General features: G+C 45.1%; 20 protein-coding genes. 4 read left to right on the top strand and 16 right to left on the bottom strand.

Features of this window, described 5'->3' with window-relative positions:
- Nucleotides 1-26: 26 nt before the first annotated feature.
- From ACPW7J_RS08335 to ACPW7J_RS08360, 6 genes are all read right to left on the bottom strand, one after another.
- Nucleotides 27-656 carry a hypothetical protein gene (locus tag ACPW7J_RS08335; protein ID WP_425754957.1) on the bottom strand — a complete coding sequence of 210 codons (630 nt, stop codon included), beginning with the start codon at nucleotides 654-656 and terminating at the stop codon, nucleotides 27-29.
- A gap of 94 nt (nucleotides 657-750) precedes the next feature.
- Nucleotides 751-1,197, bottom strand: coding sequence for a hypothetical protein (locus tag ACPW7J_RS08340; protein WP_425754958.1), 447 nt, complete (start codon nucleotides 1,195-1,197; stop codon nucleotides 751-753).
- A gap of 500 nt (nucleotides 1,198-1,697) precedes the next feature.
- Nucleotides 1,698-2,555 carry a hypothetical protein gene (locus tag ACPW7J_RS08345; protein WP_161875414.1) on the bottom strand — a complete coding sequence of 286 codons (858 nt, stop codon included), beginning with the start codon at nucleotides 2,553-2,555 and terminating at the stop codon, nucleotides 1,698-1,700.
- Between the two features lie 444 nt (nucleotides 2,556-2,999).
- Nucleotides 3,000-4,301, bottom strand: coding sequence for a sensor histidine kinase (locus ACPW7J_RS08350; protein ID WP_425754959.1), 1,302 nt, complete (start codon nucleotides 4,299-4,301; stop codon nucleotides 3,000-3,002).
- A complete protein-coding gene (locus ACPW7J_RS08355) occupies nucleotides 4,298-4,999 on the bottom strand; it encodes a LytR/AlgR family response regulator transcription factor (protein ID WP_425754960.1) in 702 nt (233 codons plus the stop codon). The genes ACPW7J_RS08350 and ACPW7J_RS08355 overlap by 4 nt, the downstream gene beginning before the upstream one ends.
- A gap of 168 nt (nucleotides 5,000-5,167) precedes the next feature.
- Nucleotides 5,168-5,794, bottom strand: coding sequence for an aldo/keto reductase (locus tag ACPW7J_RS08360; RefSeq protein WP_425754961.1), 627 nt, complete (start codon nucleotides 5,792-5,794; stop codon nucleotides 5,168-5,170).
- A 195-nt stretch (nucleotides 5,795-5,989) separates the two neighbouring features.
- Between ACPW7J_RS08360 and ACPW7J_RS08365 the strand changes: the two genes are divergently transcribed.
- Nucleotides 5,990-6,580 (top strand): hypothetical protein, encoded by a 591-nt coding sequence (locus tag ACPW7J_RS08365; protein ID WP_425754962.1) that lies wholly within the window; start codon nucleotides 5,990-5,992, stop codon nucleotides 6,578-6,580.
- A gap of 74 nt (nucleotides 6,581-6,654) precedes the next feature.
- On the opposite strand, the gene ACPW7J_RS08370 is transcribed toward ACPW7J_RS08365, so the two are convergent.
- The 3 genes from ACPW7J_RS08370 to ACPW7J_RS08380 all read right to left on the bottom strand — a co-directional run bounded on the left by ACPW7J_RS08370 (nucleotide 6,655) and on the right by ACPW7J_RS08380 (nucleotide 7,686).
- Entirely contained in the window at nucleotides 6,655-6,990 is a 336-nt protein-coding gene (locus tag ACPW7J_RS08370; RefSeq protein WP_425754963.1) for a type II toxin-antitoxin system RelE family toxin, read from the bottom strand.
- Nucleotides 6,990-7,364, bottom strand: coding sequence for a type II toxin-antitoxin system prevent-host-death family antitoxin (locus ACPW7J_RS08375; protein WP_425754964.1), 375 nt, complete (start codon nucleotides 7,362-7,364; stop codon nucleotides 6,990-6,992). Before ACPW7J_RS08375 ends, ACPW7J_RS08370 begins: the two co-directional genes overlap by 1 nt.
- 163 nt (nucleotides 7,365-7,527) lie before the next feature.
- Entirely contained in the window at nucleotides 7,528-7,686 is a 159-nt protein-coding gene (locus ACPW7J_RS08380; protein WP_425754965.1) for a hypothetical protein, read from the bottom strand.
- Nucleotides 7,687-7,870: 184 nt separating this feature from the next.
- On the opposite strand from ACPW7J_RS08380, the gene ACPW7J_RS08385 reads away from it, so the two are divergent.
- Nucleotides 7,871-9,604 (top strand): ABC transporter ATP-binding protein, encoded by a 1,734-nt coding sequence (locus ACPW7J_RS08385; protein ID WP_425754966.1) that lies wholly within the window; start codon nucleotides 7,871-7,873, stop codon nucleotides 9,602-9,604.
- A gap of 433 nt (nucleotides 9,605-10,037) precedes the next feature.
- Here the strand turns inward: ACPW7J_RS08385 and ACPW7J_RS08390 are convergent, their stop codons facing one another.
- The 7 genes from ACPW7J_RS08390 to ilvB form a co-directional block, all read right to left on the bottom strand.
- Nucleotides 10,038-10,820: a hypothetical protein gene (locus ACPW7J_RS08390; RefSeq protein WP_425754967.1), complete on the bottom strand. Its 783-nt coding sequence runs from the start codon at nucleotides 10,818-10,820 to the stop codon at nucleotides 10,038-10,040.
- A gap of 125 nt (nucleotides 10,821-10,945) precedes the next feature.
- Complete coding sequence (ilvA, locus tag ACPW7J_RS08395) at nucleotides 10,946-12,154, bottom strand: threonine ammonia-lyase (RefSeq protein WP_425754968.1); 1,209 nt, start codon at nucleotides 12,152-12,154, stop codon at nucleotides 10,946-10,948.
- Between the two features lie 187 nt (nucleotides 12,155-12,341).
- The gene (locus tag ACPW7J_RS08400; RefSeq protein ID WP_425754969.1) at nucleotides 12,342-18,692 is read right to left on the bottom strand and encodes an InlB B-repeat-containing protein; all 6,351 of its coding nucleotides are present in this window, start codon (nucleotides 18,690-18,692) and stop codon (nucleotides 12,342-12,344) included.
- Nucleotides 18,693-19,232: 540 nt separating this feature from the next.
- Complete coding sequence (gene ilvD / locus ACPW7J_RS08405) at nucleotides 19,233-20,906, bottom strand: dihydroxy-acid dehydratase (RefSeq protein ID WP_425754970.1); 1,674 nt, start codon at nucleotides 20,904-20,906, stop codon at nucleotides 19,233-19,235.
- A 31-nt stretch (nucleotides 20,907-20,937) separates the two neighbouring features.
- Entirely contained in the window at nucleotides 20,938-21,933 is a 996-nt protein-coding gene (gene ilvC / locus ACPW7J_RS08410; RefSeq protein WP_161874851.1) for a ketol-acid reductoisomerase, read from the bottom strand.
- 21 nt (nucleotides 21,934-21,954) lie between these two features.
- Nucleotides 21,955-22,464: an acetolactate synthase small subunit gene (gene ilvN, locus ACPW7J_RS08415; protein WP_161874850.1), complete on the bottom strand. Its 510-nt coding sequence runs from the start codon at nucleotides 22,462-22,464 to the stop codon at nucleotides 21,955-21,957.
- A gap of 11 nt (nucleotides 22,465-22,475) precedes the next feature.
- Nucleotides 22,476-24,137, bottom strand: coding sequence for a biosynthetic-type acetolactate synthase large subunit (ilvB, locus tag ACPW7J_RS08420; protein ID WP_425754971.1), 1,662 nt, complete (start codon nucleotides 24,135-24,137; stop codon nucleotides 22,476-22,478).
- Nucleotides 24,138-24,756: 619 nt separating this feature from the next.
- Between ilvB and ACPW7J_RS08425 the strand changes: the two genes are divergently transcribed.
- Together ACPW7J_RS08425 and ACPW7J_RS08430 are read left to right on the top strand one after the other, a co-directional pair.
- Nucleotides 24,757-26,466, top strand: a complete 1,710-nt coding sequence (locus ACPW7J_RS08425) for a 2-isopropylmalate synthase (RefSeq protein ID WP_161874848.1) — start codon at nucleotides 24,757-24,759, stop codon at nucleotides 26,464-26,466.
- 102 nt (nucleotides 26,467-26,568) lie between these two features.
- A complete protein-coding gene (locus tag ACPW7J_RS08430; protein WP_425754972.1) occupies nucleotides 26,569-26,904 on the top strand; it encodes a hypothetical protein in 336 nt (111 codons plus the stop codon).
- Nucleotides 26,905-26,959 lie beyond the last annotated feature (55 nt).

The following is a 26,959-nucleotide window of genomic DNA, read 5'->3' on the forward strand; positions in this document are numbered from 1 at the left end:
GTAAATACCACAGAATCATTGAAAACTTATTTTTGTCTTGTCTTGGTGCTCGTTACCAAATCCGGATCAACCTTTTTCCCTGTTTCTTTATTGTAAATTTTGAATACTGTTTTCTGATAGAAATAGGTTCTGTCAGATTTAGTCCATGTTTCCATTTTATACGTATATGAAGCACCCGCATCAGTAATAATAGCAGAAGCTAATGCCGCTATCGCTGCGGATCCCGCCCCTGGATTCATGGCGGCAATTGCTACAATAACAGCTACAGTTGTCCATGCTGCAGGCTTGAAAGAGCCTGTAGTAGTAGATACTAATTTGTAGTCTGTTGATGCGGCATACCACTGTACTGCGTTAACATTTTCTATAAAACGTCCATCTAAAGCACCAAAAGTCAATTCATTGGTAAAGCTACTTATAACCATGTTAGAGCTATTATAAACTGTAGCAACTACTTTATCACGACAAAACTGTCTTACCAGAATATATTGCTTACCATCAAGTTCAAACTGTTCTGAAACAGTTATTTCTGCTTCAGCACTACCTATTGCCGCAAAAGAACTCATTGCGCAACTGGCAAATAGCACAAAACATAACACCATAGCAATTAATTTATGTATACTATTCTTATTAATAGTTATTCTATTCTTCTCTCCCATCTAAATCTTTCTCGCTCTCTGCAACTGATATAGCTTTCCCTCTATGCTTTCCGGAACTACTCTTAACAATGACATATCCCACCAGCTTTTGCTGCTATTTCGAATACTTCAGCGTGGTTTCATACTTCTGACCGTTTTCTTCCCACTGTATCAGAACTGCAATTTCTTTGGGCTTGTCGCCAAAGGAAACTAATGTATAAAATACAGGCTTTTCTTCATTGATTCCCAGTGCAAATTGTACTCGATAAGGTATATGCCCCGGATACTGACTCAATTTCCCATTTCGATCCTGCGCATATAGCAGCTCTCCATTATAGGATGTTTGTGCCCAAACGCAATCAATTTTTTCTACTCCTTCATAAACCAATGTTCCTTCCCAGTCTTCAAAGTAGAGACTTTCTCGAAAAAATATTGCACGCCAGCGTCCATCCTCTGACTTTAATTCTACTTTAGGCACAGTTAAACTATTGATGGCCAAAATTACGAGAATTACTGCACAACATAGTGCCAAACGTTTTACAATTTTAATTTTTCGATTCATCAAAGGCACCTATTCCACATAGAAAAACTAATAATGTCAGCATCTGCTGAATTAAAGTAAATTGCATTATGTTCATTTGCCCTCATTATTTTCGCTTTTTATTATTTTTTATACATTGTTTGATATACAAGTATATCAAGATTCCTCCAATTATGCTCCAAATAATCAAATTTGGAATATTCCATTCAGTTCGAATCATTTTTAAAACTCCCACTGAAGACTTTGAACTACATCAACGCTATTAGTATTTTTCTTTGTAAGCTTTACTGCACTTTTGCAGTAATAATATTTCGTGGTCAAATTATCACCAAGCTCAGGCAAAGGACCTATCTTACAGGTCACTTTAATCCGATAATAAATACTCTCTCCAAATTTTGTTGCTGTTGTTGAAGTTCCTGTCCTATTCTGCTTTCTCAAGTGTTTCTAAAAGCTTTTCCAAAGTCTTATGATACTGATCGTAGCAGTAACCTAAGAAAAAACCAATCGATCCAAATTCCCCCTCATATCTCATCAGTTCTTAAAATATAAACATGCTCTTTCACACTTGCGGTTCTATTTGTTTTATCAATAGAAACAAATCCTACTCTTGAATCCAATTGCAGATAATACGGCCCGCGCATCGTTCCAACTAAACCGGTTCGATCATATTTTAAAGTACTTAAAATGTTGATATCTGATGAACCTGGTGTTTTCGCGTACTGATCCGTAATTTTATAATAACAGGAAGGATTTGTTAATGCTCCAGCATAATATGGTGTTAAATCACAACCAGTTGCTTCTAACCCAGCACTACTAATTTTATAATGATTTTTCGCAGTTAATTCAACTACACCTGTTGCAGTAGGAAATCCATACCTATATTTTGAAGTAAAGTATCTAGAACCATATCCTTTATCAACAGTTCTGTAAATAATGTGATCTTTTGTCACTACATCCATACTCATTGGAGAAATTGAAGTTTCCTCACAATCAGTTAGGTCTAAATCCTCTAATACTTCGCCTTCTGCCAAATCATAGAAAATCAGTTCTGCAGTAGCGCCATTATCAAAGGTATATGAAATTTTCCTATAAACCTGATCATTTTCAAGTGTCGGCTCACTTTCATTTATTGTAGTTGCCACCTCATCCATTGCTAGCAGATAGTATTCTTCCATAGCTTTATCGGTTGCCCTTTCCTCAATTGTATTTATCTCTTGAGCAGTAAGAATTCCATCTGCATTTGCTTCCTTCATTGCTGTTAAAACTTTCTCACCGCTAACTAGCTCTTTTGTATCAAATCCAAAATCGGCATAGGCAAAACTACTGGAAACAACGAATGCAAATATTGTTGCGATAATAGCTAATTTTGAATATTTCATTTCTAACTCCTTTTATGATCTTCTTCATTGTATTCATTTTCATTTTTTTTACAAGAGATATTGCTTACTACATTATATATCCTTATGGTATAAATTAAGCTTATAATAGGCAGCGCATATTGAATCACGATTCCAATAAGTGTAAATATATCAAATAACATTAATCTCACCCTCCTATATCTTATTTTTATTGTAAGGAAACTCTTTTATGTATTTTACATTTACACCACCTCTATAACCACAACAACACCTAACACTATTTTCCCCCAAGCAGCTTTTTCAGCCACTCCCACCAATTGGAATCAAGATACTCTGGCACACACTCACCTCCCGCAAACCTATTTGCTAACACCTTCTAGGTTTACTCTATCATAGGTCTGCACAGGTTCCAATCTGTATGTTGCAGATGGTCGTTTTTTTGATGTAGGTGGTCGTTTACTTTCCTTAAATTTCTATTTTTGTCGTAACCTGTCCTTCTTTGTCGTACTCCCAGGTCAATGTTCCATCATATTTTTCTACAATCTGCTGCATATTCTGTGTGCCAATTCCATGATTTTCCTTGTCCTGTTTACTGGTCAAAAGCTGTCCGTCCTGCACCTTGGGCGCTTCTATCGCTGTATTTCTAATTTCCAGAAACAACATCTTTTTATAGGATTTGATTAAAGAAAACACTTCCCGTTTTTCTGCACATCTTTCAGCCGCTTCACAGGCATTTTTCAGTCCATTGGAAAGGAGCACCGCAAGGTCTGCATCACTGATTCGCATCTGTGTAGGAAATCTTCCCGTTACGAAAAAAGCAACGCCCGCCTCTTCTGCCCATGCTACCTGGGCATTTACAATGGCGTCTGCCACCAGATTGCCAGTGGCTATGTAATCAAAATCTCTGGCTTTCTGTTCCAAATCTTCTGTATACCTGCGAAGCTGGGACAAATCCCCCTCGTCGATCAACGCCCGCAGTGCCAGCAGATAGGCTTTCTGATCATGTCGAAAACGCTGCAGCTTCTTGTTTTTCACTGTGATTTCCTGGTACTGCGCCGCCTGCTGCTCGATACATCGCTGTTTAAATTGATCGTCTTCTTTTAGCTTCTTCCTCTGCTCGTAGAGCACGTTGAGCAATACGCCAAAGGCAAGCATACCGATGCCCAGCACACACACGGCAAGCTGCATTGCCACTTTATACCGATAGATCATACCGTTATCTACTGCCACCATGCTGGCAACCCCAATCGCTACACCTGCTGCGAAGATCCATACTGCATAATAGAGCACCTGTTTCCATCCGAACTGCTTCAGATAACGCTGCAGCACCGGTCTTGTATATTTGGATATAGCCGCTGTCACACCCAATATCACGATACAAGTTCCCATTTTACAAATTGCGTCAAGGGCGACCTCTCGCTCACCCTCCAATACCGTTCCCGTATACCAGAACATTGCAATTACGCTCTGCACCAGCGCTTCTATGATCATCATGGTAAAATGCACCAGAAACGTAACCTCTACCAGTACCCGCTTCTTTCCCTCAAAACAAATGATGGAAAACATCATCTGCACAAACAACGACACGAAAATTCGGTTTGTGGGATCCGTCAGCAAAAGCGTCACCAAGGCACCGGTCAGCACCAGAACCGCACCCAATAACAAAGCGTCCCTGCGCAGGGAAAAAGAGAATCCAAATATGCCGCACAGAACAACTGCCAAACGCAAAAGATCAATGAAATACACCCCTGTATAAAGTACATTCATACCAGTTTCGCCATCCTTTTACAATAGTTTCGATAAGATTCTTTGCACGCCGCTTTTCTGCGCCTGCTGATATGCAGCACACCCAAGCTGTGCTCCAAAATAGCACCCTCCCCGTTTATTTCCTGTATATAGGCGCAATTGATCAGATGCCGGTCACTGACTCTGAGAAAGTCAGTCTCCTGCAGCGTTTCCTCCCATGCAGACAAGCTTTTTCGCTGATTAGAAACACGTTTACCCGATACCAGATACACATCGGTGTAAACGCCATCTACCGCAATATAGGCGATATCCGAGCTGCTAACAGTATTTCCGTCTTCCAATTCTATCCTGATGTCTCTGGGCAGCAATCGGATTGCAGTTTCCAGAGATTCTTCTATTTCAAACTGCCGCGCCGGCTTGGCAATAAAGCTAATCACATTCCGTCCAAAAGCCTGCGGCATCATTTCCGTGTGACTGGACACAAAGATAATGAGAGGCTTTCCATCTGACTGGCAAAGCATATCCTTTGCTGTAATCCCGGAAATACCGGGCATTTCAATATCCAAAAGTAGAATATCCGGATCATGCTGCGTAATTGTTTCTGCAGTATACTCCGTCAGAATTTCCGCTTCTATCCCGGAGCGTGTTAAAAAATCCATGCACTGCACTGCAAGTGCCTGCGCGCAATCCCTTTCATCCTCACAAATTAAAATCTTCATATCCTGTTCCTAATCAATCCATGCTATTTCTGTTTTATTATATTTTATCATGCTAGATATTGGAATTCAATCATTTTCAGAATATAACAAACAAGTTCCCTCATCTTGAAGGAACTTGTTATCGTAATATCCATATATTGCATCACAGTGTACGGACCTGCCGCGGATTTATTGTTGTTCCGCAAGCTTTTTCATCACACCTGGAATGTCGATTTTCTGCGGACACCGGGAAAGACACGCGCCGCAGGAAAGGCACGCCGAAGCGCCTTTCGTCTCTGACAGCATGCCGATTTTCCAGGTAGAACCGGTAATATTCTGCTCATTGTATCCTTTGATCAGCAGCGGAATCTCAAGTCCTGCCGGGCAGATGCCGCAGCAATACCGGCAGCCGGAGCACGGCACGCCCATGGTTTTGAAAAAGGCGTCCGCCGCCCTTTGTAAAGTCTTCCTCTCCGCGTCACTCAATGGCTTCGGCGCATCAAACAGCGCTGCATTTTCAATGACCTGAGACGCATCCGCCATACCGGAAAACACGGTCTGTACGCCCGAAAGTCCCAGCAGAAAACTTTCCCGCGGATACTTTGCAAGAGCCTCCCCCAGAAACCTTTCTGAATCACCGTCCTGATAAGACCAGGCAGTGTCAAAGACATTGATGCCCTGCTGCATCGCCGCGTCTACCACCTTCTGTCCCGCCGCCCTGTCAATCCTGTTTAAATCGCCGTCTACCGTCGGAAATCTGAGGCCCCCAAGTCCAAGGGTAGAAATCTTTTTTCCATAAAAATCCTGATACTGCATCCGTCATCTCACCTTTCTTTATTCTCTTACCCATTGTACCCCTTGCGGTCTGCAATAGCAAATACGCATCAAGTATACCTTCCATGCCCAAAAGGCATGAATTGTTCTTAAGAAAAAATTAAGAGGTTCCTCTGGTTTTTCTTCCGTCTTTCCTGCTATGATTCTTTTAACAAGAAAAATACGAGGTGAATTGAAATGAAAAAGAATCTGTTATTCATAACTGCACTGATACTAATACTTGCGATTGCCTGCACCGGCTGCAGCAAAGCTTCCCCCGGCAGCACAGACGATAAGAAGCCTGCGGAAAACACCAAGAACAGCGATGTCCTGCATCAGCAAAGCCAGCTAAAAGAATCCAAAGAACTCTCTCTTTCCGAAGATGGAAGCCTCACAGTGGAAATCGATACACTGGCAAAACCTGACAGCATTGCGCCTGAAGATAAACCGATTTTTCTTGCCGTCAAAGTAAAGGAAGATACCGATATCGCCCTGCGCTACACCTATGATACCTATGGAAAAGAGGGCGTCATGCTCTGCTGCGACGTCAACGATAGCGATGAAAATGAAGTTCTGCTGAAACCCATCTATACCATGCGCCTAGCACAGTCTTCTGAGGAAAATTACGGAGAAATCTGGCTCGGTGGCGGTACATTTTTGAAAAAAGGCACTAATCTGTTTTATTTAAGCGCAGGCGATCAGACCCTGTCCTGCCATATGACACTGCAGCTGACCTTCTTTGAGCCAAAGAAGATTGAAAGCGCCGTTCTGTACCCGAAAGAAAAATAAGTATGCCAAAAAGCCGGTGCAAGCTACTGTCAAAATAACAACACAATTTGCACCGATTTTATCTATATGTCATATTAATGATAGAAACTTTGAAAAACATCTTCAAATAACTGATCTCCATATCTTTGATACAGCTGACCTGCCAATTTATAACATGCCTCATCATCTCTTTGAGAAATTGCAATGATATTCATAATCATATTATCCTTTGCAAGAGAATAGACTACACGAATGCCGATGCCTCTATATTTTATTTTAAAGAAACCAGTTAGGTTTGTTCCGCTCTTATTCCCCCTTGGTAGAGGATTTTGGCTGATCTTAATCACACCCTTTAAAACCTGTTTTTGCAAAGAACGATCCAATCTCCGAAAATCTGCGGCGGCTTCATCAATAATCTTTATCCCCCACATTATTCAATCTCCACATCCTCATATCCATCCATTATTTCATCAAGGGAAAAACCCTGTTCTTTTATAAAATCAAAAAAGTCTTGTGCCTTTGGATCGCTGTTCATCCTACTTTCGGCTAAATCAGAAAGTCTTATTTCCTCTAAATACTCCAGCAGTAAATCCAATTTATATGCCTTTTCGGCAAATTCCCTATATGCAGGCATCGAAACCACTACTGCCGCAGGTTTATTATTTTTTAGTACAATATACTCCGCATTGCTATGCTGTACATGATCAAAAATTTTAGAAGTTTTTCCTTTGCTGAAATCAGAAATAGAAACCAGACTTTCAGCAATCTTCAACGCATCGCCTATTATAAAATCTTTATAATTCATATTGATTTGCCTCCGTTCGCGTTTAGTGTAACGGAGTTCAGTATAAAAATCAATATAATTTACCAATAAATTTTATAGTTTATTTTTAGTTCCGAAATCACTAAAACCGCCGCGGTCACCCGCGGCGGTTTTGGTTTACTTAGAAGGTATTGCTTTATCTCACTCATACAGTATAGGACCATTCATCAAAAATCCTTCTCTCAACATCTTCGGTTCTGTGCGACAGCAGCCACATCAGTACCAGAAATTCCTTGTCCCGCCCCTCCGGGGGCTTATCCTTCTTACTGTCCTGTCGTTTCTTATTCTTTCCCTTGTTTCCCATGTTCTCCTCCTGATAAATTTTCTAATTCTAATGCCCTTTTGTACTTTTATTATACCGCCTGAATTTGTAGAAACCGATGAAATTCTGTGTAAATTTTGTGAGTAAAATCTTGCGAAATTATTACAAATAGTGGTATCATATAATACAGCGACCCTGCAAAAAACTGCAACATAGGAGGAACTCAATGATTCGAAAATTTGCTAAATACTACAGACCCCATCTGCGTCTGTTCACCCTGGATATGATATGTGCTTTTATCGTAGCGTGCTGCGACCTGTTTTATCCGGTCATTGCGAAAAATATCATCAACGACTATGTGCCGAATCAGAACATCCGGCTCTTTATCGTATGGGCAATCGTGCTCCTTGGTATTTATGTGCTTAAAGCCGTACTGAATTTTATCATTCAATATTGGGGTCACATCGTCGGCGTCAGAATTCAGGGCGACATGCGCCGCGAGCTGTTTCGCCACCTGCAGAAACTGCCCTTTTCTTTCTTTGACGAAAATAAAACCGGCGTCATCATGAGCCGGATGATCAACGACTTGTTCGAGGTGTCTGAGCTGGCGCACCACGGTCCGGAAAATCTGTTTCTGTCGCTGATTATGCTCCTCGGCTCCTTTATCATGCTGTCCCAGATCAGCCTGCCGCTGACTCTGATCACCTTCGCGGTACTGCCGTTTATGATTTTCTTCGCCTTTAAAACGAGAACTATCATGAACAACGCGTTCAGTGAAACCCGCGTTAAAACCGCCGAAATCAACGCCAATGTAGAAACTGCAATCGCGGGAATCCGTGTTTCCAAGGCTTACACCGCAGACGAACACGAAAATAAAAAATTCAACATCGCCAACGAAAATCTCAAGCGTTCCCGCGCCGGCGCTTATAAAGCCATGGGCATTTTCCACTCCGGCATGACCTTGTTTATGGACCTTCTCTATTTGGTGGTGCTTTCTTCCGGCGGTCTGTTCTTCTTCTATGGAAAAATCAACGCTGGTGAATTCGCCGCATTCCTTTTGTACATTTCCATGTTTCTGAATCCAGTCAACAAGCTGGTCGCGTTTTACGAACAGCTGCAGGAAGGCATGACGGGATTTCGCAGATTCTGCGAAATCATGGCAATCGACGAAGAAGAAGACAGCAGCGCCGATTTACTGCATCCTGACCATCTGGACGGCAGCATCAGCTTCGAAAATGTCACCTTCAGCTACGAAAGCAGCGATAAAGAAGGCGAAGCGCCGCCTGTCATCAGCAATCTGACCATGGATATCAAAAAAGGACGCACCCTTGCCCTGGTCGGTCCATCCGGCAGCGGCAAAACCACCATGTGCCATCTGATTCCAAGATTCTATGACGTAGATTCCGGTCGTATCACCATCGACGGCATCGATATTACAAAGATTTCCCGTTACAATCTGCGTAAAAATATCGGCATGGTCGCTCAGGACGTCTTCCTGTTCAACGGCACCATCCGAGAAAATATCGCCTACGGAAACCTGGACGCCACCGATGAAGAAATCATCGAAGCAGCGAAAAAAGCCAACATTCACGACTACATCATGACCATGGAAGATGGTTACGACACCCAGGTCGGTGAGCGCGGCATCAAGCTGTCCGGTGGTCAAAAACAAAGGATTTCCATCGCCCGCGTCTTCCTGAAAAATCCGCCGATTCTCATTCTGGACGAAGCAACTTCCGCGCTGGATAACGCCACAGAAATGTTAATCCAGCAGTCTCTGGAAGAACTGGGTCGCGGCAGAACCTCGATCATCGTCGCTCACCGCCTCTCCACCATCAAAAGCGCCGATGAAATCATCGTACTCACTTCTGACGGCATCGCGGAGCGAGGCAGTCACGACGAACTGGTGACCGCCGGCGGCATGTACGCGCAGCTGTACCAGTATCAGTTCAGAGAGTAAGACGGCTCATGATTTGAATCACCTGGAAGTTAGAAATCAAACGTTGTGCAAATCTCGTTCCAGCAACGGACTTTTGCACAACTTTTTTCTTGTAAGGAAGCTGCTGGTTGTGCAAAAGTATTGATTCTTTCATCCATATGCACAACTCTCTCCTCCTATTTAGGGCTCCAGTTGTGCATTTCCTTGCAATCAAAGTCGATTTGCAAAACAAAACGCATTTGAGTTCAGCTGAAAAAGAAGATTTTCCGTTGTCAGTTGTGCAAATGCATTGATAATTTATCATACTGCACAACTCTGAACCCTTTACATTCCCAAAAGTTTTGCAAATTGACTTTCAAATACCATATCTGCACAACTTTTTCTTCTTTATCTTTGCGATGGTTGTGCAAACGGCTATAAATCCAATGATTTTGCACAACGTTCACAGCCGCTGCTAACGACAAAAGCTTTCTAAAATTTCATCGATAAGTTGTGTATTGATATTCCCATGAATATCTTCGAAGGTAAAGATTACATCCTCCCACGGTTTCAAGCCATTTTCCAGATAAAACTTGATTTTCCACATTGCATCTTCTAAATAATTTGGATTTCCAATCATCCCGAAATGCTCAAGCAGTTTGATGCGGTTTTCGCTTTTCACTGCAATCCGAAAATCTGGCGAGATGCTTTTTCCATGAATCGTAATCAGCTCCTCATACCGATATTCTATTTCTTTAGTAAAAAGCAAGTTTGAAATAATTGCCTCTGATTTTGATCTCACAAAATCACCTTTTAATGTTCGATGTACTAAATTCTCAGGATACTTCAAATTTCTTTCATATGAACTGCTTCCCCATCCAGAAAAATCTGTTTCACTTAAATGAAAACTATCCAGAGGCATTTGCCGATAAGCTTTGGGCGCTTGTAAAATGAGATCCTGCACGTCTGCCTCGCAATATCCCTTTGCCAGCTGGTCAAGTAATATCTGATTGCATTCCATACGTTTCAATGATTCTTCGAGAAAGTATCTCTTCTGCAACGCCTGCACGACTTCATTATCTCCATTTCCCAGGTATGTTTTCTTTCCGTTTAACAAACGGAAGTAATATGGCTTTCCCTTTACCATATTTACAGAAAGTTTTCCCTCCGGCAAGTCTTTCAGTTCTTTCCGATAAAGTCCGGCAACCTTGTCCTGATACTGCAGTTCTTTTTCTACATATAATTTACTATTATACAATATTTTCCCATCTCCTTTCGTGATTGCTTTTCACTATACTATCTTTCTATGGGGAAATCAATGTAAATTTTTCCTAAAAAAGAAAAAACCGTACAAAGCATAATTTGTACAGTTTTCTAAATTTACTACATCAGCACGCTGATAACTTTCGGATTATATCCGCCCGCCGCCAGCGCGTCTATGATTTTTTTCTTATGATCAGGACCAAATGCCTCGATGGTAATTTTCAGTTCCACCGCCGCGTTTCTATTGGTGCTGACAAACTGATTGTGATCAAGCCTGATGACGTTACCCTGCTCTCTTGCGATAATGCTGGCCACATTAACAAGTTCACCCGGCTTGTCCGGTAACAGCGTGGACACAGAAAAAATCCGTTCCCGCTGAATCAGTCCATGCTGCACCACAGAGGACATGGTAATAATATCCATATTACCACCGCTGAGAATCGATACAACCTTTTTGCCTTGTACATTGAGGTGTTTCAAAGCCGCCACAGTCAATAGCCCGGAATTTTCCACCACCATCTTATGGTTTTCTACCATGTCCAGAAATGCAACCACCAGTTCATCGTCTTCTACCGTAATCACATCATCGATGTTTTCTTTCAGATATGGGAAAATAATCGAGCCCGGTGTTTTTACTGCCGTGCCGTCCGCAATGGTGTTAATCCGCGGCAATGTGACCGGCTCACCGGCTTTCAAAGAAGCCTGCAAACAGTTTGCGCCTGCCGGCTCTACCGCAATCACTTTGATTTTCGGATTGAGCATTTTAGCAAGGGTCGACACACCGGTAGCAAGGCCTCCGCCGCCTACCGGAACCAGAATATAGTCCACTAAAGGCAGCTCTTTGATGATTTCCATGGCAATGGTGCCCTGTCCTGTGGCAACAGCCAGATCATCAAAAGGCGGAATATAAGTATAACCGTTTTCTTCTGCCAGTTTCTGTGCATACCCTGATGCTTCGTCAAAAACATCCCCATATAAAACCACTTCTGCGCCATAACTCTTTGTACGGTTCACTTTCATCAATGGCGTTGTGGTCGGCATCACGATGACTGCCTTGCATCCATATGCCTTTGCTGCATAGGCAACTCCCTGGGCGTGATTTCCCGCCGATGCGGTAATCAATCCGCGTTCCCGTTCCTCATCGGATAGCGTACTGATTTTGTAATACGCGCCGCGAATTTTATAGGCGCCGGTCACCTGGGTGTTTTCTGGCTTCAAATATACCTTGTTCCCGGTCTGCTCACTGAAATATTCACTGTAGAGCAAGTTAGTTGCGATAGCTACTTTCTTCACTACCTCCGTAGCCTGCTCAAACGTTTCTAACGTCAAATACATTCTTCCTCATTCCTTTCCCTCTGCTCTTTAAACACTTCTTATAGTATACGAAATTCTACAGAGAATTACAAGGATAACAACGCACCTCCATAGAAAAAAAGGAGGGCGCCCAACGGAATTCACCGTTAGGGCAGCCCCCCTTAGCTTCATAGGATTCGCGTTACCGCATCATCTACAAGATCTATTGATCTTCCTTCTTTCTGCCTTTTCCAGCAGCCGCAGCCATACCGAAAACTGCCATAAGAAGCATGCTCATCCATAATGTCAGATCGCTTCCATCTCCTGTCTGTGGAATGTAGTATCCGTTCTTATGCGGACTATCCATTCCCGCAGGCTTTTTATCCGGCTTGTTCGGTTTCTTGTTTGGCTTATTTGGCTTATTTCCAGGCTTATTCGGCTTGTTATTGTTGTCATCTACATTGACATCTGGTTTGCCGTCTCCGTCTGTATCAATATTCTTGTCTGGCTTTCCATCTCCATCGGTATCGATGTTGATATCCGGCTTTCCATCTCCATCCGTGTCGATGTTGATGTCCGGTTTACCGTCTCCGTCTGTATCTACGTTAACATCCGGTTTCTTGTCTCCATCTGTATCGATGTCTACATCCGGTTTACCGTCTCCATCTGTATCCTTGTTGATGTCTGGTTTACCGTCTCCGTCTGTATCTACGTTAACATCCGGTTTCTTGTCTCCATCTGTATCGATGTCTACATCCGGTTTACCGTCTCCATCTGTATCCTTGTTGATGTCCGGTTTGCCGTCTCCGTCTGTATCTACGTTGACATCCGGTTTGCCATCTCCATCTGTGTCGATGTTGATATCTGGTTTGCCGTCTCCATCTGTGTCGATATTGACATCCGGATCATCATTTCCTCCCGGCGGATTGTCTCCTCCCGGCGGGTTGTCTCCTCCTGGAGGGTTATCTCCTCCCGGCGGATTTGTGCCGCCCGGCGTTGTCGTAGTCTTCTCTCCGATGGTGACAACTACTTCATAGTCCTTGTCCCCTGTTAAGAGTACCTCGTTCAGCTTCTGCAGATTGTCCATGGTCTTTCCGTTAATCTTTACAGATTTCACTTCGTAGTCATGGCCGTTGACATTCTTCACACTCCACTCGATCTTCTGGCTCTTTCCTTCTGCTATCGTGGTGGATGGGGTGATAGATCCTTCTCCTCCTACCAGCTTGGTCGTAATGGTGTAGTTGGTTTCTTTAAAGTCTGGTTCAATCGGTTCATTGTAATTGTCGGTCTTTTCCAACGTTACTACTAACTCCTGATCCTTCCATACCTTTCCGAAGTTCCAGAAGGTGCTTGCATCTACCGGCGCTCCATTAACCTTGATTCCTGCTACCTTGTATCCGTTCTTCAGATTCCAACGTACCGTCGCGGCTTCTCCCTTCTTGTAGATGCCGGTTCCGCCTGTGAAGAATGGATCGCTTCCTTCATAGCCTTCTACTCTTGCTGATACCAGTACCAACTCATCCGGATTCGGCGCTGGTGTTACAGAGCCTTCCGGCGCGTCTGTCGGATTCTTTGTGAAGAATACTTCTACCTTATGGTCTGCCTGCGCTCTGCTTACACTCATTGTAAACACATTATTCTCTACGCAGTTCTGGCCTACACTCAGGTCTACTTTGTTATTTACCTGACTGATTGCACTTGTAATCGGCGCGCCTACATACACGGTCTGTTCCGGTGTGGTCGGCGTTGCCGGCGCTTCTTCGCCTTCATCTGCCAGCGCCATCAGGCCTGCTTCTTCACTGTCTGCATTCTCCTCAGAAGTAACAGCTTCCTCTGCCTGCATCTTCAGGTTTTCATCCTGTTTTTCCTCTGCTGCAGGCTCTGCTTCTTCTTTCTTTTCTACTGTATCAAAGATTACTACGCCGTCTACGATAATCCTTGCAATGCTGTAGCCTGTTGCAGGATTTGCCTCGATTCCTGTATAGTTCTGTCCTTTGAACAGCGTTCTGGAGGCGTCAATCGTTCCTTCTCCATATTTATACAGGCCTACGTCGTACAGTACCGGCGCTACCTTTACAACAACTCTGGCGTCTTCATCCAGATTCTTCAGCGCCTGGCTTCCTTCCAGATCCTCTGACGCTACTTCCTTTCCATCTACCGTTACGCTAACGACTTCATAGTAGGAGTAATTGTCGTCTTCTGGATCGTCCGAATTGCCGCCTGCCGCCCAGTCTACCGTATAGTCAGCGCCTTTTTCTAATACCGCGCCGCCTGTAATGGTTCCCGGTCCGCCTACGACCTGGGTCGTAACCTTGATGTATTCATCCGCATCCTTTCTGAAATCCGGTGCAGGCTTGTCTGCTCCTGCTTCTTTAAAGTATACGTCGATGACTACATTTCCGTTTACAGCGATCTGCTTTGTTCCCGGACTGTCTTTGCCTGCGTCCGCTACGCCGGTTTGTTTTACACCGTCCACGTAGATTTCATACAGATCATACTGATCGTCTGTGTACCAGCTCAGATCATACTTTCCGCCTTTTTCTACCTTGGTTGTGCTTTCGCTTACGCCGCAGTCACTGTTTCCACCGTACCGGTTTACCGTTACCGTGCAGTGTCCTTCGGTTTCTTCTCCTCCTAATGTCGGCGGGTTCGTTTCATCCTTCTTCTTCTCTACGTTTACTACCAGCTTATGGTCTGCCTGTATGCCTTTCAGCACTAACGTATTGGAATCTGTCTTGAATTCCTCTCCGTCTAACAGGATGCTCTTCAGCTCGTATTCCGACCCTACTTTCCATTCCAGGGTCACTTCTCCTCCCTGCTGTACATTCTGCGTCGGGCTGATACTGCAGCTTCCGTCCGTACATCCAAAGAGCGCTGTCTCAATCTGATATACACCCTTTACCGGTGCGCCTTCTCCCTGGGCAAAGATGACCAGTACGTTATGATCTGCGCTGATACCCGATTCCAAGGTATACTTGCCTTCATACAGAAGGTCGTCCCGTACTTTTCCGTCTACCATCACTTTTGATACATAGTAGCCTGGGTTTGCTCTCCAGGAGATTGTCGGTCTGGTTCCTTCCTTCTGGTTCAGCGCCGAGGTTACCGTTCCCATCTCATCCTTATTGCTGTGTCCTACTACATTGTAGTAACCCTTGTAGTACAGCTTCAGGGAAAGGGTCGGATTTCCTGTGATTTCTCCTTCGTAGGTATTCTGCTTATTCTCTGCGTCATACCAGTAGGTTCTTCCCTCATACTCGAATTCTTCCAGCATGTCCTTCTTCGCAATCGAGGCTTTGGTTCCCGTTTTTCCTGTATACGCTACTGACATTCCGTTTGCCTTCACATAGATGTCTTTTCCATCTGTGTCTTTCTTTCCGGAGTTTACATAGTAATCTACTGTATACGGGGTATCCTCATTTGCTTCCCACTTCGCTACGAAGGTGTGGTTTGCTTTCTTCGCAAATGCTTCTGTTCCTTTATATTCCGTTGTCCCTACGCTTCCGTCTTCTTCCTGCAGATACCATCCATTAAAGGTGTAGCCTGCCTTGGTCGGTGTTGCAAAACCTGCGTAGCTGCTTCCGTTCGTCAGCTCATAGGACTGATCCTTCACCTTGCTTCCGCCGTCGCTGTCAAAGCTTACGACGAACTTGTTCGGATCCTGCATCCATACGGCATAAACCGTCAGATCTCCTGCCGGCATCGTTGGCGCTGTTACTGCTGTTCCACTGACGCCGTTTGCGAACTTAAAGATATTGCTCTTATCGTTATTCTTGGTCACAGACCATCCCTGGAACAGATATCCTTCCTTCGTCGGATTATCTCTTCCTGTATTCGGAAGATCTAAGCTTCCTATATTCGTCTCATAGTTGATGTTAGAAATGCTGCGTACCTTACCGTCTTTTCCGCCGTTGGCGTCAAAGTGCAGCGTATAGGACTTGATTTCCCACTGCGCGATTAAATAGTAGGTCGTACGTGCTTCATGCTTTACGCCGTCTGCTCCATGAGGCACTTTACATTCTGCAAGCTTTTCCTTTACATCTTGCAGATGGCCTGCTGCTGCGATGTAAGCCGAATCCTGTGCTTTCGCCTCATCATTGCTGTCTAACAGCTTCCAACCAACAAATTCATATCCTTCACGTTTTGGTTCAACGTTTTGCTTCTCAACCTTGGTTTCAATGCTGGCGCCTGCCGCTACTGTATATGGTGTAGTAAAGCCTGGCTTGTCAGCATCCGCATGGCTTGTGAATTCTCCGCCGTTTGCCACGTATACCATAGCTGCCTTATCCTCTGTAAAGGATGGACGAATGGTGATCGTATTATCCTTATCCGGTGTCGGCGTTGTTCCCGGCGTAATCGGGTCGTCTTCTTTATCTCCGGTTCCTGGAATTACCCATCCGCCAAATTCCTTATTCGGATCATCCGGATCTGGCTCATCCTCTGGTAATACAATAATCGGATTTTTATCGATAACATAATAATCGTCGATCGGATTGCCGTCTTCATCTTCTACCACTACATGGGTCGGCTGGAAAACCGCTTTGTTACCAATATTCTTACACTCGTCCTTTACCCATACTACCAGAGGTTCTGTGCTGGTAATCGGATAATCAAAGCTGTAGCTATGCTGCACCGCATCCAAATTGATCCAGTCCTTCTCCGTTGGTACTGCATTCGGATCGTTGGTTACCCAGTATGCTGCTACACCGGATCCTCTGTGATCCTCAATAAAAGTGATTCCGTCATCGTCGATACCCATACCTGTATCAGTCAGGGTGATCGTTGCTACGTTTCTCTTACTGTTTTCTCCCGTGATAATTGGTTCTTCATTATCCAAAAATGCCGTCGCGTAAGTCTGGAATACCTTTGATTCCTTATTATTGTCATCCTTTACTGTCAGCTCAAAGGTCCAGCGGCCCGACAGACTGCTCTGATTGAACGTGTAGTCTTTGATTTGACTTAAATCTGATACGGTTTGGTCTTGCACTACGTTATTCTTTGGATCGTAGATCTTGTATCTCCACTGCGTTACCTTGGTTCCCGTCATGCTCGGTCTGGATTTATCTACGATATTTACACTTACTGTGCTGTTCGTATTCTTCAGATGCTGCAGGTGGATTGTCATCAGCTGCGTATCTTTTGTCGACGCGTCTTTTACATAGAAGTTTGCCAGCGGCAACTCACTGATAACGTCATTTGGCGTGAATTTGACGCCTTCCTTGTAGTTCTTGGCGATGTATTCCGCCATCTGCTCTACATATTCGTCGCTGGTTGCGATATATCCGTTCTTAGATCCCAGTCCCTGATGGTTAATCTGGCCTGTACTATCCTTCGTACTATCCGTTACGATCTTTCCGTCATCCGCATTGGAAATGTAGAAGATTTCATTCTGATCCATACGGTTGATTCCATCGTGATACGATGGGTCATTTTCTCCTGGGATTCCTGGGTCATTGCTGTCCCCTGCCAGGTTGATGAAGTACTTATTCGTTGCTCCCTGATAGTACTGTACGTTCTTCAGCGCGTCAAAGGCTGACGTTTCATAGCTCATCTCAAGGTCCAGATAACGGAATACCGTCAGTTCTCCGCATCCATGGCTTGCATAGCCTACCAAAGGTCCGAATCCATTGTATCCTGTATCACCAAGCGGTACGTCCTTTACTACCGTCTGCAACGCGGAAAGGTTTCCTGCTGTGTCATACTGCTGCTGCTGGATCGTTACCTTATTCTTGCTCAGCTCTACCGTAATACGGGCTTTCTTCTGGGTTCCCAGATTCAGGCTTACTGCCTGAACGCCGCTTCCTACGCTAAGCGCGTTACTGTTTACATCCAGATTGGTCAGTCTCTGGATACCGCCGCTGTGCGATGGTCCCAAATACAATACATATCCGTTCAGCTTGCCGTTTTCTATTCCGGCGTTTAACAGGAATCCATACCCTTGCAGCGTATGCGCTCCTACTGCTCTTGCATCCAGGTCAAAACTGATCGTTCTTCTTGAATCACTGGACGCCGGATAGATCATATAGTCCATCAATGGGTTTGTTCCATAGCCTGCGAATACCATGTTGGCCTTGCCCTTCGCATCCGTGTATGAATAGATGTGTTGGCTCATCGGCCGGCATGTCGTCAGCTGATTTGTATCATTCCAATATTTGATCGTATTATATCCGCCGCTTACATGCGAATTATCCGCCCCTCTATATGGCTGCTTTTGCTTCTGCGCTTCTGACAGCTTCAGATTATTATATGCGTTCGCATCATAGTAGTGGTCGTATACATACCATCCATTCAGGTCCGTCGTATCGATGGATACCTTCGTATCTGTGATACGGAATGACCCTGGAGACAGACCCTGTGCGATCAGCTTCTGCGTCAGCTCCTGCTTAAAGTCCAGGAACGTTCCCGGATAGTCACTCGGCACATTTACTGCGATATCAATTGCTGGTGTTGGGTTAGCTCCCACGTCGCTGGCTGCGTTTACGATCAATGGATTACTGAATCCTACCGTATATGCCAGCACGATCACAAAACACAGCAGTAAACTTATGCCTTTCTTTACTGTTTTGTTCGTTCTCATTTAGTGCTCCTTCCCTTAAGTTTCATTAGAGGGTTGGTTCTCGTTACTTGTTTAAACGGCTGCATTACAAATAAGGGTACCCCCCTATATTTTATCATACTTCTTTTTGCAAATTCTGTCAATTGTAAAGTTGACGAAAATATTCATTTTTCAACAAAAAATGATGTTCTTCATCTCCTCACAATCGATAAACAACTATATCTAGTCCTATCTGTACCCAATATGGCAAAGAGACTACAATAATTAGGTAAAAAATAATACAGCATGTACAACTACTTAAATATATCAACATGACCACGTTTTTAGAAAAAATTCATTTGTGAATTACGAAATTCATCGTAATATAAAAAGGTCTACTGCTCAGTTCTATCTATGAAACCGAGCAATAGCCTCTTTCATTCAATATTATTACAATTCTACTGGTTAGGTCTTGCGCCGTAGAGTTCTTCCAATCTACCGTCGTCTTCGCCTCGGTGTCTTGGGAACTCCTGACGGGGGACCTACCAGTGATTTCCCTGCGGTGCTCCGCACCTTGCCAAATCAGGTTAGGTCTCCCATAACTGCGCCCTGATTGGATGGGGCGACCATTTTGGAATATCTATACAGCCAGCCGCTCTTGACGTTTGGCTCGCGCGGTACGTAGGTTTCTCTCCGCTTCGCGAATTCTTCCTTGGAAACTTTTGCATTGACGCTGGAGTTTGGAATATCGATTTCGATGATATCGCCTTCCTTGAGCAGGCCGATTTCGCCGCCGCTGGCAGCTTCCGGACAAACGTGTCCGATGGACGCGCCTCTGCTTGCGCCGCTGAATCTGCCGTCTGTAATCAGCGCGACCGTCTTATCCAGCTTCATCCCTGCAAGGGCGCTGGTCGGATTTAACATTTCTCTCATGCCTGGACCACCCTTCGGACCTTCGTAACGAATTACAACGACATCGCCGTCCACGATTTTTCCATTGTAAATCGCGTCAATGGCGTCTTCTTCGCAATCAAAGACTCTGGCGGGACCGCTATGGGTCAGCATTTCCGGTGCAACGGCGCTCTTTTTAACAACACAGCCGTCCTTTGCAATATTGCCCCACAAAATAGCAAGACCACCGGTTTCACTATACGGATCATCGGACGGACGCATCGCGTTAGTATCTAACGTGCCTTTTCCTGCAATATTCTCACCGACCGTTTTTCCGTTAGCAGTCAGAAGCGAAGTATCGATCAGACCTTTTTTATCGAGCTCTGCAAGTACCGCCTGTACGCCACCCGCGTTGTTCAGGTCATGCATATGCGTGCCGCCAGCCGGCGCCAGATGACAAAGATTCGGCGTCTTTGCGCTCATCTCGTTGAACAGTTCCAGATTCAGCTCCACGCCTGCTTCGTGAGCAATGGCCAGAAGATGCAGGACGCTGTTAGAGGAACAACCCAGCGCCATATCGCAGGCAAGGGCGTTTCTGATTGCCTTTTCATTTACAATATCTCTAGATTTGATATCTTTTTCTACTAAATGCATGATCGCCATGCCCGCATGCTTTGCAATCATCATTCTGCCGCTGTGTACCGCCGGAACCGTACCGTTTCCAGGAAGCGCAATGCCGAGGGCCTCACAGAGACAATTCATGCTGTTTGCCGTATACATGCCGGAGCAAGAGCCGCAGCCCGGACAGGTGTTCTGCTCAAATTCCAGCAGACCGTCATCATCAATGAGATCCGCTTTACGCGCGCCCACTGCCTCAAACATCTTAGACAGGGAAGTTTCCACACCGCCCACGAGACCGCTCATCATCGGTCCGCCGGAGCAGACGACCGTCGGAATATTTAAGCGCAGCGCGCCCATCAGCATGCCCGGTACGATTTTATCACAGTTGGGAACCAGTACCAGTCCATCAAACTGGTGGGCGTTTGCCATGGTCTCCACGCTGTCAGCAATCAGTTCACGGCTTGCCAGAGAATATTTCATACCGATATGCCCCATGGCAATTCCGTCGCAGACACCGATGGCAGGCACCATAATCGGCGTGCCGCCAGCCATTCTGACGCCGGCTTTGACTGCTTCCGTCACCTTATCTAAATGCATATGACCGGGAACGATTTCACTATGGGCGGAAACAACGCCGATTAGCGGACGTTCCAATTCTTCCTTTGTGTAACCCATAGCATAAAAAAGGCTTCGCATCGGAGCCTTTTCTACGCCTTTGGTTACGTTATCACTTCTTCTTGTCATAATAACTATAACCTCACTTTTTATTTACGAGTTATTTCTTTAACCAGCTCATCATGGAACGAAGTTCAGCGCCAACCTTGCAAAGCAGGTGGGAAGCTTCCATCTTTCTGGTAGCCAGGAATCTTGCTTTGCCGCCAGCGTTGAATTCCTGAATGAATTCGCTTGCGAAGGTGCCGTCCTGGATTTCTCTCAGAACATTTTTCATTTCTTTTCTGGTTTCATCTGTGATCAATCTTCTGCCAGTTCTGTAGTCGCCGTATTCTGCAGTATTGGAGATAGAATATCTCATCTTGTCGAAACCGCCTTCATTGATCAGGTCTACGATCAGCTTCATTTCGTGGATACATTCAAAATAAGCCATTTCTGGTTCATATCCCGCTTCTACCAGTGTATCAAAACCAGCCTTCATCAGCTCTGTTACACCACCGCACAGAACTGCCTGTTCACCAAAGAGGTCTGTTTCCGTTTCTTCTTTAAATGTGGTTTCCAGAATGCCTGCTCTGCCTGCACCGATGCCGCTTGCGTAAGCCAGCGCATAATCCTTTGCTTTACCGGAAGCATCCTGATAAATCGCGATCAGGGAAGGTACGCCTTTGCCCTCTACATACTGACTTCTTACGGTGTGTCCAGGTCCTTTCGGCGCGATCATGATTACGTCGATATCCTTTGCAGGAATAATCTGGTTGAAATGAATGTTGAAGCCGTGGGCAAATGCCAGAACGTTTCCTTCCTTCATGTGCTTTTCAATCTGCTCTTTGTAAATCTTTGCCTGCAGTTCGTCCGGTGTCAGCATCATTACGATGTCGCCTGCTTCTGCAGCTTCTTCGATGCCCATGACTTTGATGCCGGCAGCTTCAGCCTTGGCAGCGTGAGCAGAACCTGGTCTCAGACCAACTACTACGTTGACGCCGCTTTCAGCAAGGTTCATCGCGTGAGCGTGTCCCTGGCTTCCGAATCCGATAATGGCAACGGTTTTGCCATCTAATAAACCTAAGTTACAATCCTGATCATAATACTTTGTAATCATTTCTATCTATCTCCTTTAAATTTAGTTATCTTTTTTGGCGGTATTTCCTTCAATACCGGTGATACCTGTTCTGCAGACTTCCAGCACGTTATATTCTGCAATCACGTCCATGAAACCGTCGATTTTCTCCGGTGTGCCTGTCAGTTCGATAATCAGACTTTCTCTGGACAGATCCACAATCTTGCCTCTGTAGATGTCTACGATTTCCTTGATTCCTGCCCGCTGCGCTGGACCTGCTTCTACCTTAATCAGTAAAAGTTCTCTGTACAGGCTGTATTGCTGGTCCAAAATATAGATGTCTTTCACCACTTCCAACTTTTCGGTCTGGGTGATGATCTGCTGCATGGACTGCTCTGTAGCGCTGAACACAATGGTGATTCTGGACAATGTCGGATCGTTGGTCGCCGACACGGTCAGGGAATCGATGTTAAAGCCTCTCCTGCCGAAAAGGCTCACAACTCTGGTCAAAACGTTTGCCTGATTCAGGACAAGAACGCTGACGATTTCTTTTTTCAATGCTTTTTTACTCATAGCGTCTCCTCCTAATCAATAATCATATCTTCGACGGATTTGTTTGCCGGAATCATCGGCAATACCCGTTCTTCTCTGGAAATCGTACAGTCAATCCAAACAGGACCGTCTGCCTGCAGCGCTTTTTTCATCGCTTCTTCAAACTCTGCAGGGGTTTCCGCGCGATATCCTTCTGCCCCGAAAGCCTCCGCCAATTTTACAAAGTCGGTCTTTCGTTCCGGCGTGGTATTGGAGTATCTCTTTTCGTAGAAAATGGTCTGCCACTGGTAAACCATACCGAGCACCTTGTTATTCATGATAACGGTGATAATCGGAAGGTTCTGACTGATTGCCGTGCAGGCTTCGTTCAGATTCATGTGGAAGGAACCGTCGCCTGTAATATGTATGACTCTGTCATTGGGGCATCCCATCTGTGCGCCGATTGCTGCGCCGTAACCAAAGCCCATGGTGCCCAGACCGCCGCTGGTGATGAATTTCTTGGCTTTGTTATGCTTGATAAACTGTGCCGCCCACATCTGATGCTGTCCTACGTCTGTGACATAAAGGGTGTTCTCATCGGTCATATCGCATACGATGTCGATGATTTCTTTCGGATGCAGTCTGCAGTCCGGCGCTTTGACAACGCGCTCTTTGGCTCTCCAGCCTACCACACGTTCATGCCATTCTGCATGCTGCTTGTTTTCTACGAGCGGCAGCACCGCTTCTAAAAACTCTTTTACATCGCCGATGCAGCTCTTGTCTGTCATGACGTTCTTGTTGATTTCACTTCTGTCGATGTCCACGTGGACGATTTTAGCGCGTCTGCCAAATTTGTCCGGACTTAACGCAACACGGTCGCTGAATCTGGCGCCCAGTGCGATAATCAGGTCTGCCTGATCCATGGCTCTGTTTGCGGCAACACTTCCGTGCATGCCTACAAGTCCCAGATTCAGTTCATTATCATAGCCGATGACACCTGCCGCCATCAAAGTGTAAGCTGCAGGTATGTCTGCTTTTTCCAAAAGAGCAACCAACTCTTTGGAAGCATCAGACGCAACCACGCCGCCGCCCACATATGCTACCGGTTTTTCTGCAGCATTTATCAACTTGGCGATCGAAGCAATTTCTTCTTTCTCTATGGATGGAAGCGGATTCAGTTCCATCGGCGGTTTATTTGTATATTCAATGCTCGCAGCAGTTACATCCTTGGTAATGTCCACGAGGACAGGACCCTTTCTCCCGCTGTTTGCAATCTTGAAGGCTTCTCTCAGAGCCGGTTCAAGATCTTCTATCCTGTTGACGAAGAAATTGTGCTTCGTAATAGGAAGTGTGACCCCTGTGATGCAGATTTCCTGAAATGCATCTCTTCCGATCAGGGAATCGGGAACGTTTGCCGTAATGGCAACCATCGGAATGCTGTCCATAAATGCAGTCGCAATACCGGTGACCAGATTGGTTGCCCCCGGGCCGCTGGTGGAAAACACAACGCCAACTTTGCCGGTCGCTCTCGCGTAGCCGTCAGCAGCGTGTGCAGCACCCTGTTCGTGCGCCGTAAGGACATGCTTGATCCTATCGCTATACTTATAAAGTTCATCAAAAATATTCAGTGCAGTGCCGCCTGGATATCCAAACACAGTATCAACGCCATGATCAAGCAATACTTCTGCCACTACTTGTGATCCTGTCAATTTCATACTCTCTCTCCTTTTCTTTAGAATCTCTGTGGGACGTTTGCCGCCCTTATACTATTATAGCCTCCGATATGTAAATGTCAACACTTTTTTTCAATATTTTTTGTTGAATCTTCACAAAAAATATTTTCAATTGTTTTGTAAAAACACAAATTTTACTGTTGACAATTGCCCCAATATCCTTTATATTATTAGATAGCTGAAAAATCACGTCTGCCATGACGGGAATAAGCTATAATGTTGGTTTTGCAGAGAGCGGCGTTTGGTGAAAGTCCGTAAACCTTTTGTAGCGTCTCACCCCCGAGCAGCGTTCAAAGAGTGGGCGCGCACTTTTCTACATTATATGTAGAAAAAGCGTGTCAAAAAGAGTGGTACCGCGGAAACAAGGTTCTTACATCATATGTAACATGTTTTCGTCTCTTTTGCGGTTTAGAGGAATCGTCAAAAGAGGCGATTTTTTATGACCTAACCCGATTTCCGTAAGGGAATCGATGGTAGGTCAAACGCGAGGCTTCTCTGTAAAGTCGAGCTGCAAGCGATGACTGAACAGCAAGAAGCTACGGCGTGCCCTAATCCGCTAAGCTGCTTTCCTACACTGATATACAAACGGAGGTATTACAACATGAAAAATTTTGAAAAGTACAGACCCGGCTACTTTACACCGCCGATGGACATCTCTCAGATGGAATGGCCGAAAAAAGACCATATCGAAAAAGCGCCGATGTGGTGCAGCGTTGACCTGCGCGACGGCAATCAGGCGCTGGTCGTTCCCATGAGCCTTTCCGAAAAATTAGAATTTTTCCAGTATCTGGTTTCCCTCGGCTTTAAAGAAATCGAAATCGGCTTCCCTGCCGCTTCCGAAACCGAATATGAATTCACCCGCACTCTGATTGAAAAGAATTTGATTCCCGACGACGTGACCGTACAAGTGCTGACCCAGTCCAGAAAGCACATCATCGACAAAACCTTTGAAGCCCTCCGCGGCGCAAAGAGAGCGATTGTACATTTATATAACTCCACTTCCTTTGCACAAAGACAGCAGGTATTCCGGGCTTCCGAAGAAGAAATTATCCAGATCGCAAGAGACGGCGCAGTCCTGATGAATGAATACGCGGCAAAATTCCCGGAGACAAAATTCCAATTCGAGTATTCTCCGGAAAGCTTTACAGGAACGGAAATTGAGTTCGCAGAACGAATCTGCAACGAAGTGATCGATATCTGGCAGCCGACAGCGAATAATAAAGTCATCATCAACCTGCCCGCTACTGTGCAGATGTCCATGCCGCACGTTTACGCAAACCAGATTGAATACATGAGCAAACATTTACATAACAGGGAAAATGTTCTCATTTCCCTTCACCCGCACAATGACAGAGGCACTGGCGTAGCAGATGCTGAACTGGGACTTTTAGCAGGGGGCGACAGAATCGAGGGCACTCTCTTTGGAAACGGCGAACGGACCGGCAACGTGGATATCATCACCATTGCCATGAATATGTTTACCCATGGCGTTGACCCTTGTCTGGACTTTTCCAATATGCCGGAAGTCGTAGAAAAGTACGAAGAATATACCGGCATGCACGTGGATCCGCGTCAGCCTTACGGCGGCGAGCTGGTCTTCGCGGCGTTCTCCGGTTCTCACCAGGATGCCATTTCCAAGGGCATGAAATGGAGAGAAGAAACAGATCCGAACAGATGGACGGTACCTTATCTGCCAATTGACCCCCACGATGTTGGCAGAGCCTACGACGGCGACGTCATCCGCATCAACAGCCAGTCTGGCAAAGGCGGCGTTGCCTATATTCTGGAACACAACTTTGGTTACGCAATTCCAAAGAATATGATGAGCGAAGTCGGCTACATGATGAAAGATATTTCCGATAAGAGCCACGAAGAACTTTCTCCAGAAGAAATCTTTGAAGCGTTTAAAACAGAATACATCAATGACTTTTCGCCGATTGACATTACAGACGCATCCTTCAGCCACTTCTCCTCCACTAAGGACGACAATGAAGTATACGGCGTAAGAATGCGCGCTGTGATCGACGGACAGACCTACAATCTGGAAGCAGAAGGAAACGGTCGTCTGGACGCGGTGAGCAATGCGCTTCGAAAGACCGAATATCACTTTGACTATAAATTCATCACCTATTCAGAACATGCTATCAGCGCGGATTCCAATTCCAAAGCTGCTGCCTATGTCTGCATCGCTGATGAAAAAGATAACTACTACTGGGGCGTCGGCACCCACGCCGATATCATTCTCGCTTCCGTCAATGCACTGGTCAGCGCATTGAACAGAATGAACAAGCGAATTCATTTCGTGAAATAATGAACAAGCGATGTAATTAACGATACAGTTCTTGAAGTTGTGCAGATTTGCGAAATACAAGACATTTTGCACAACTGTAAGGTTTGTGAGGTGTGCGAAGTTGTGCATAACCTGCAAAACCAGAGCTATCTGCACAACTCAAACGAATCGAAACGCTTAAAGGTTGTGCATTTCATGCAAATGCAAGCCATTTTGCACAACTATAAGGCTTACAAAGTTTCAAAAGTTGTGCATATCCCGCAAAATCAGAGCTATCTGCACAACCCAGACGAATCAAAACCCTCAAAAGTTGTGCATTTCATGCAAATACAAGCCATTTTGCACAACTATAAGGCTTACAAAGTTTCAAAAGTTGTGCATATCCCGCAAAATCAGAGCTATCTGCACAACCCAAACGAATCAAAGCGCTCAAAGGTTGTGCATTTCATGCAAATATAAGGCATTTTGCACAACGCAGCAAGAACCTGCACTTCACATCCGAAACCCCAACCCC

Source organism: Ihubacter sp. rT4E-8 (assembly GCF_049852125.1).
Classification (GTDB): Bacteria; Bacillota; Clostridia; order Peptostreptococcales; family Anaerovoracaceae; genus Senimuribacter.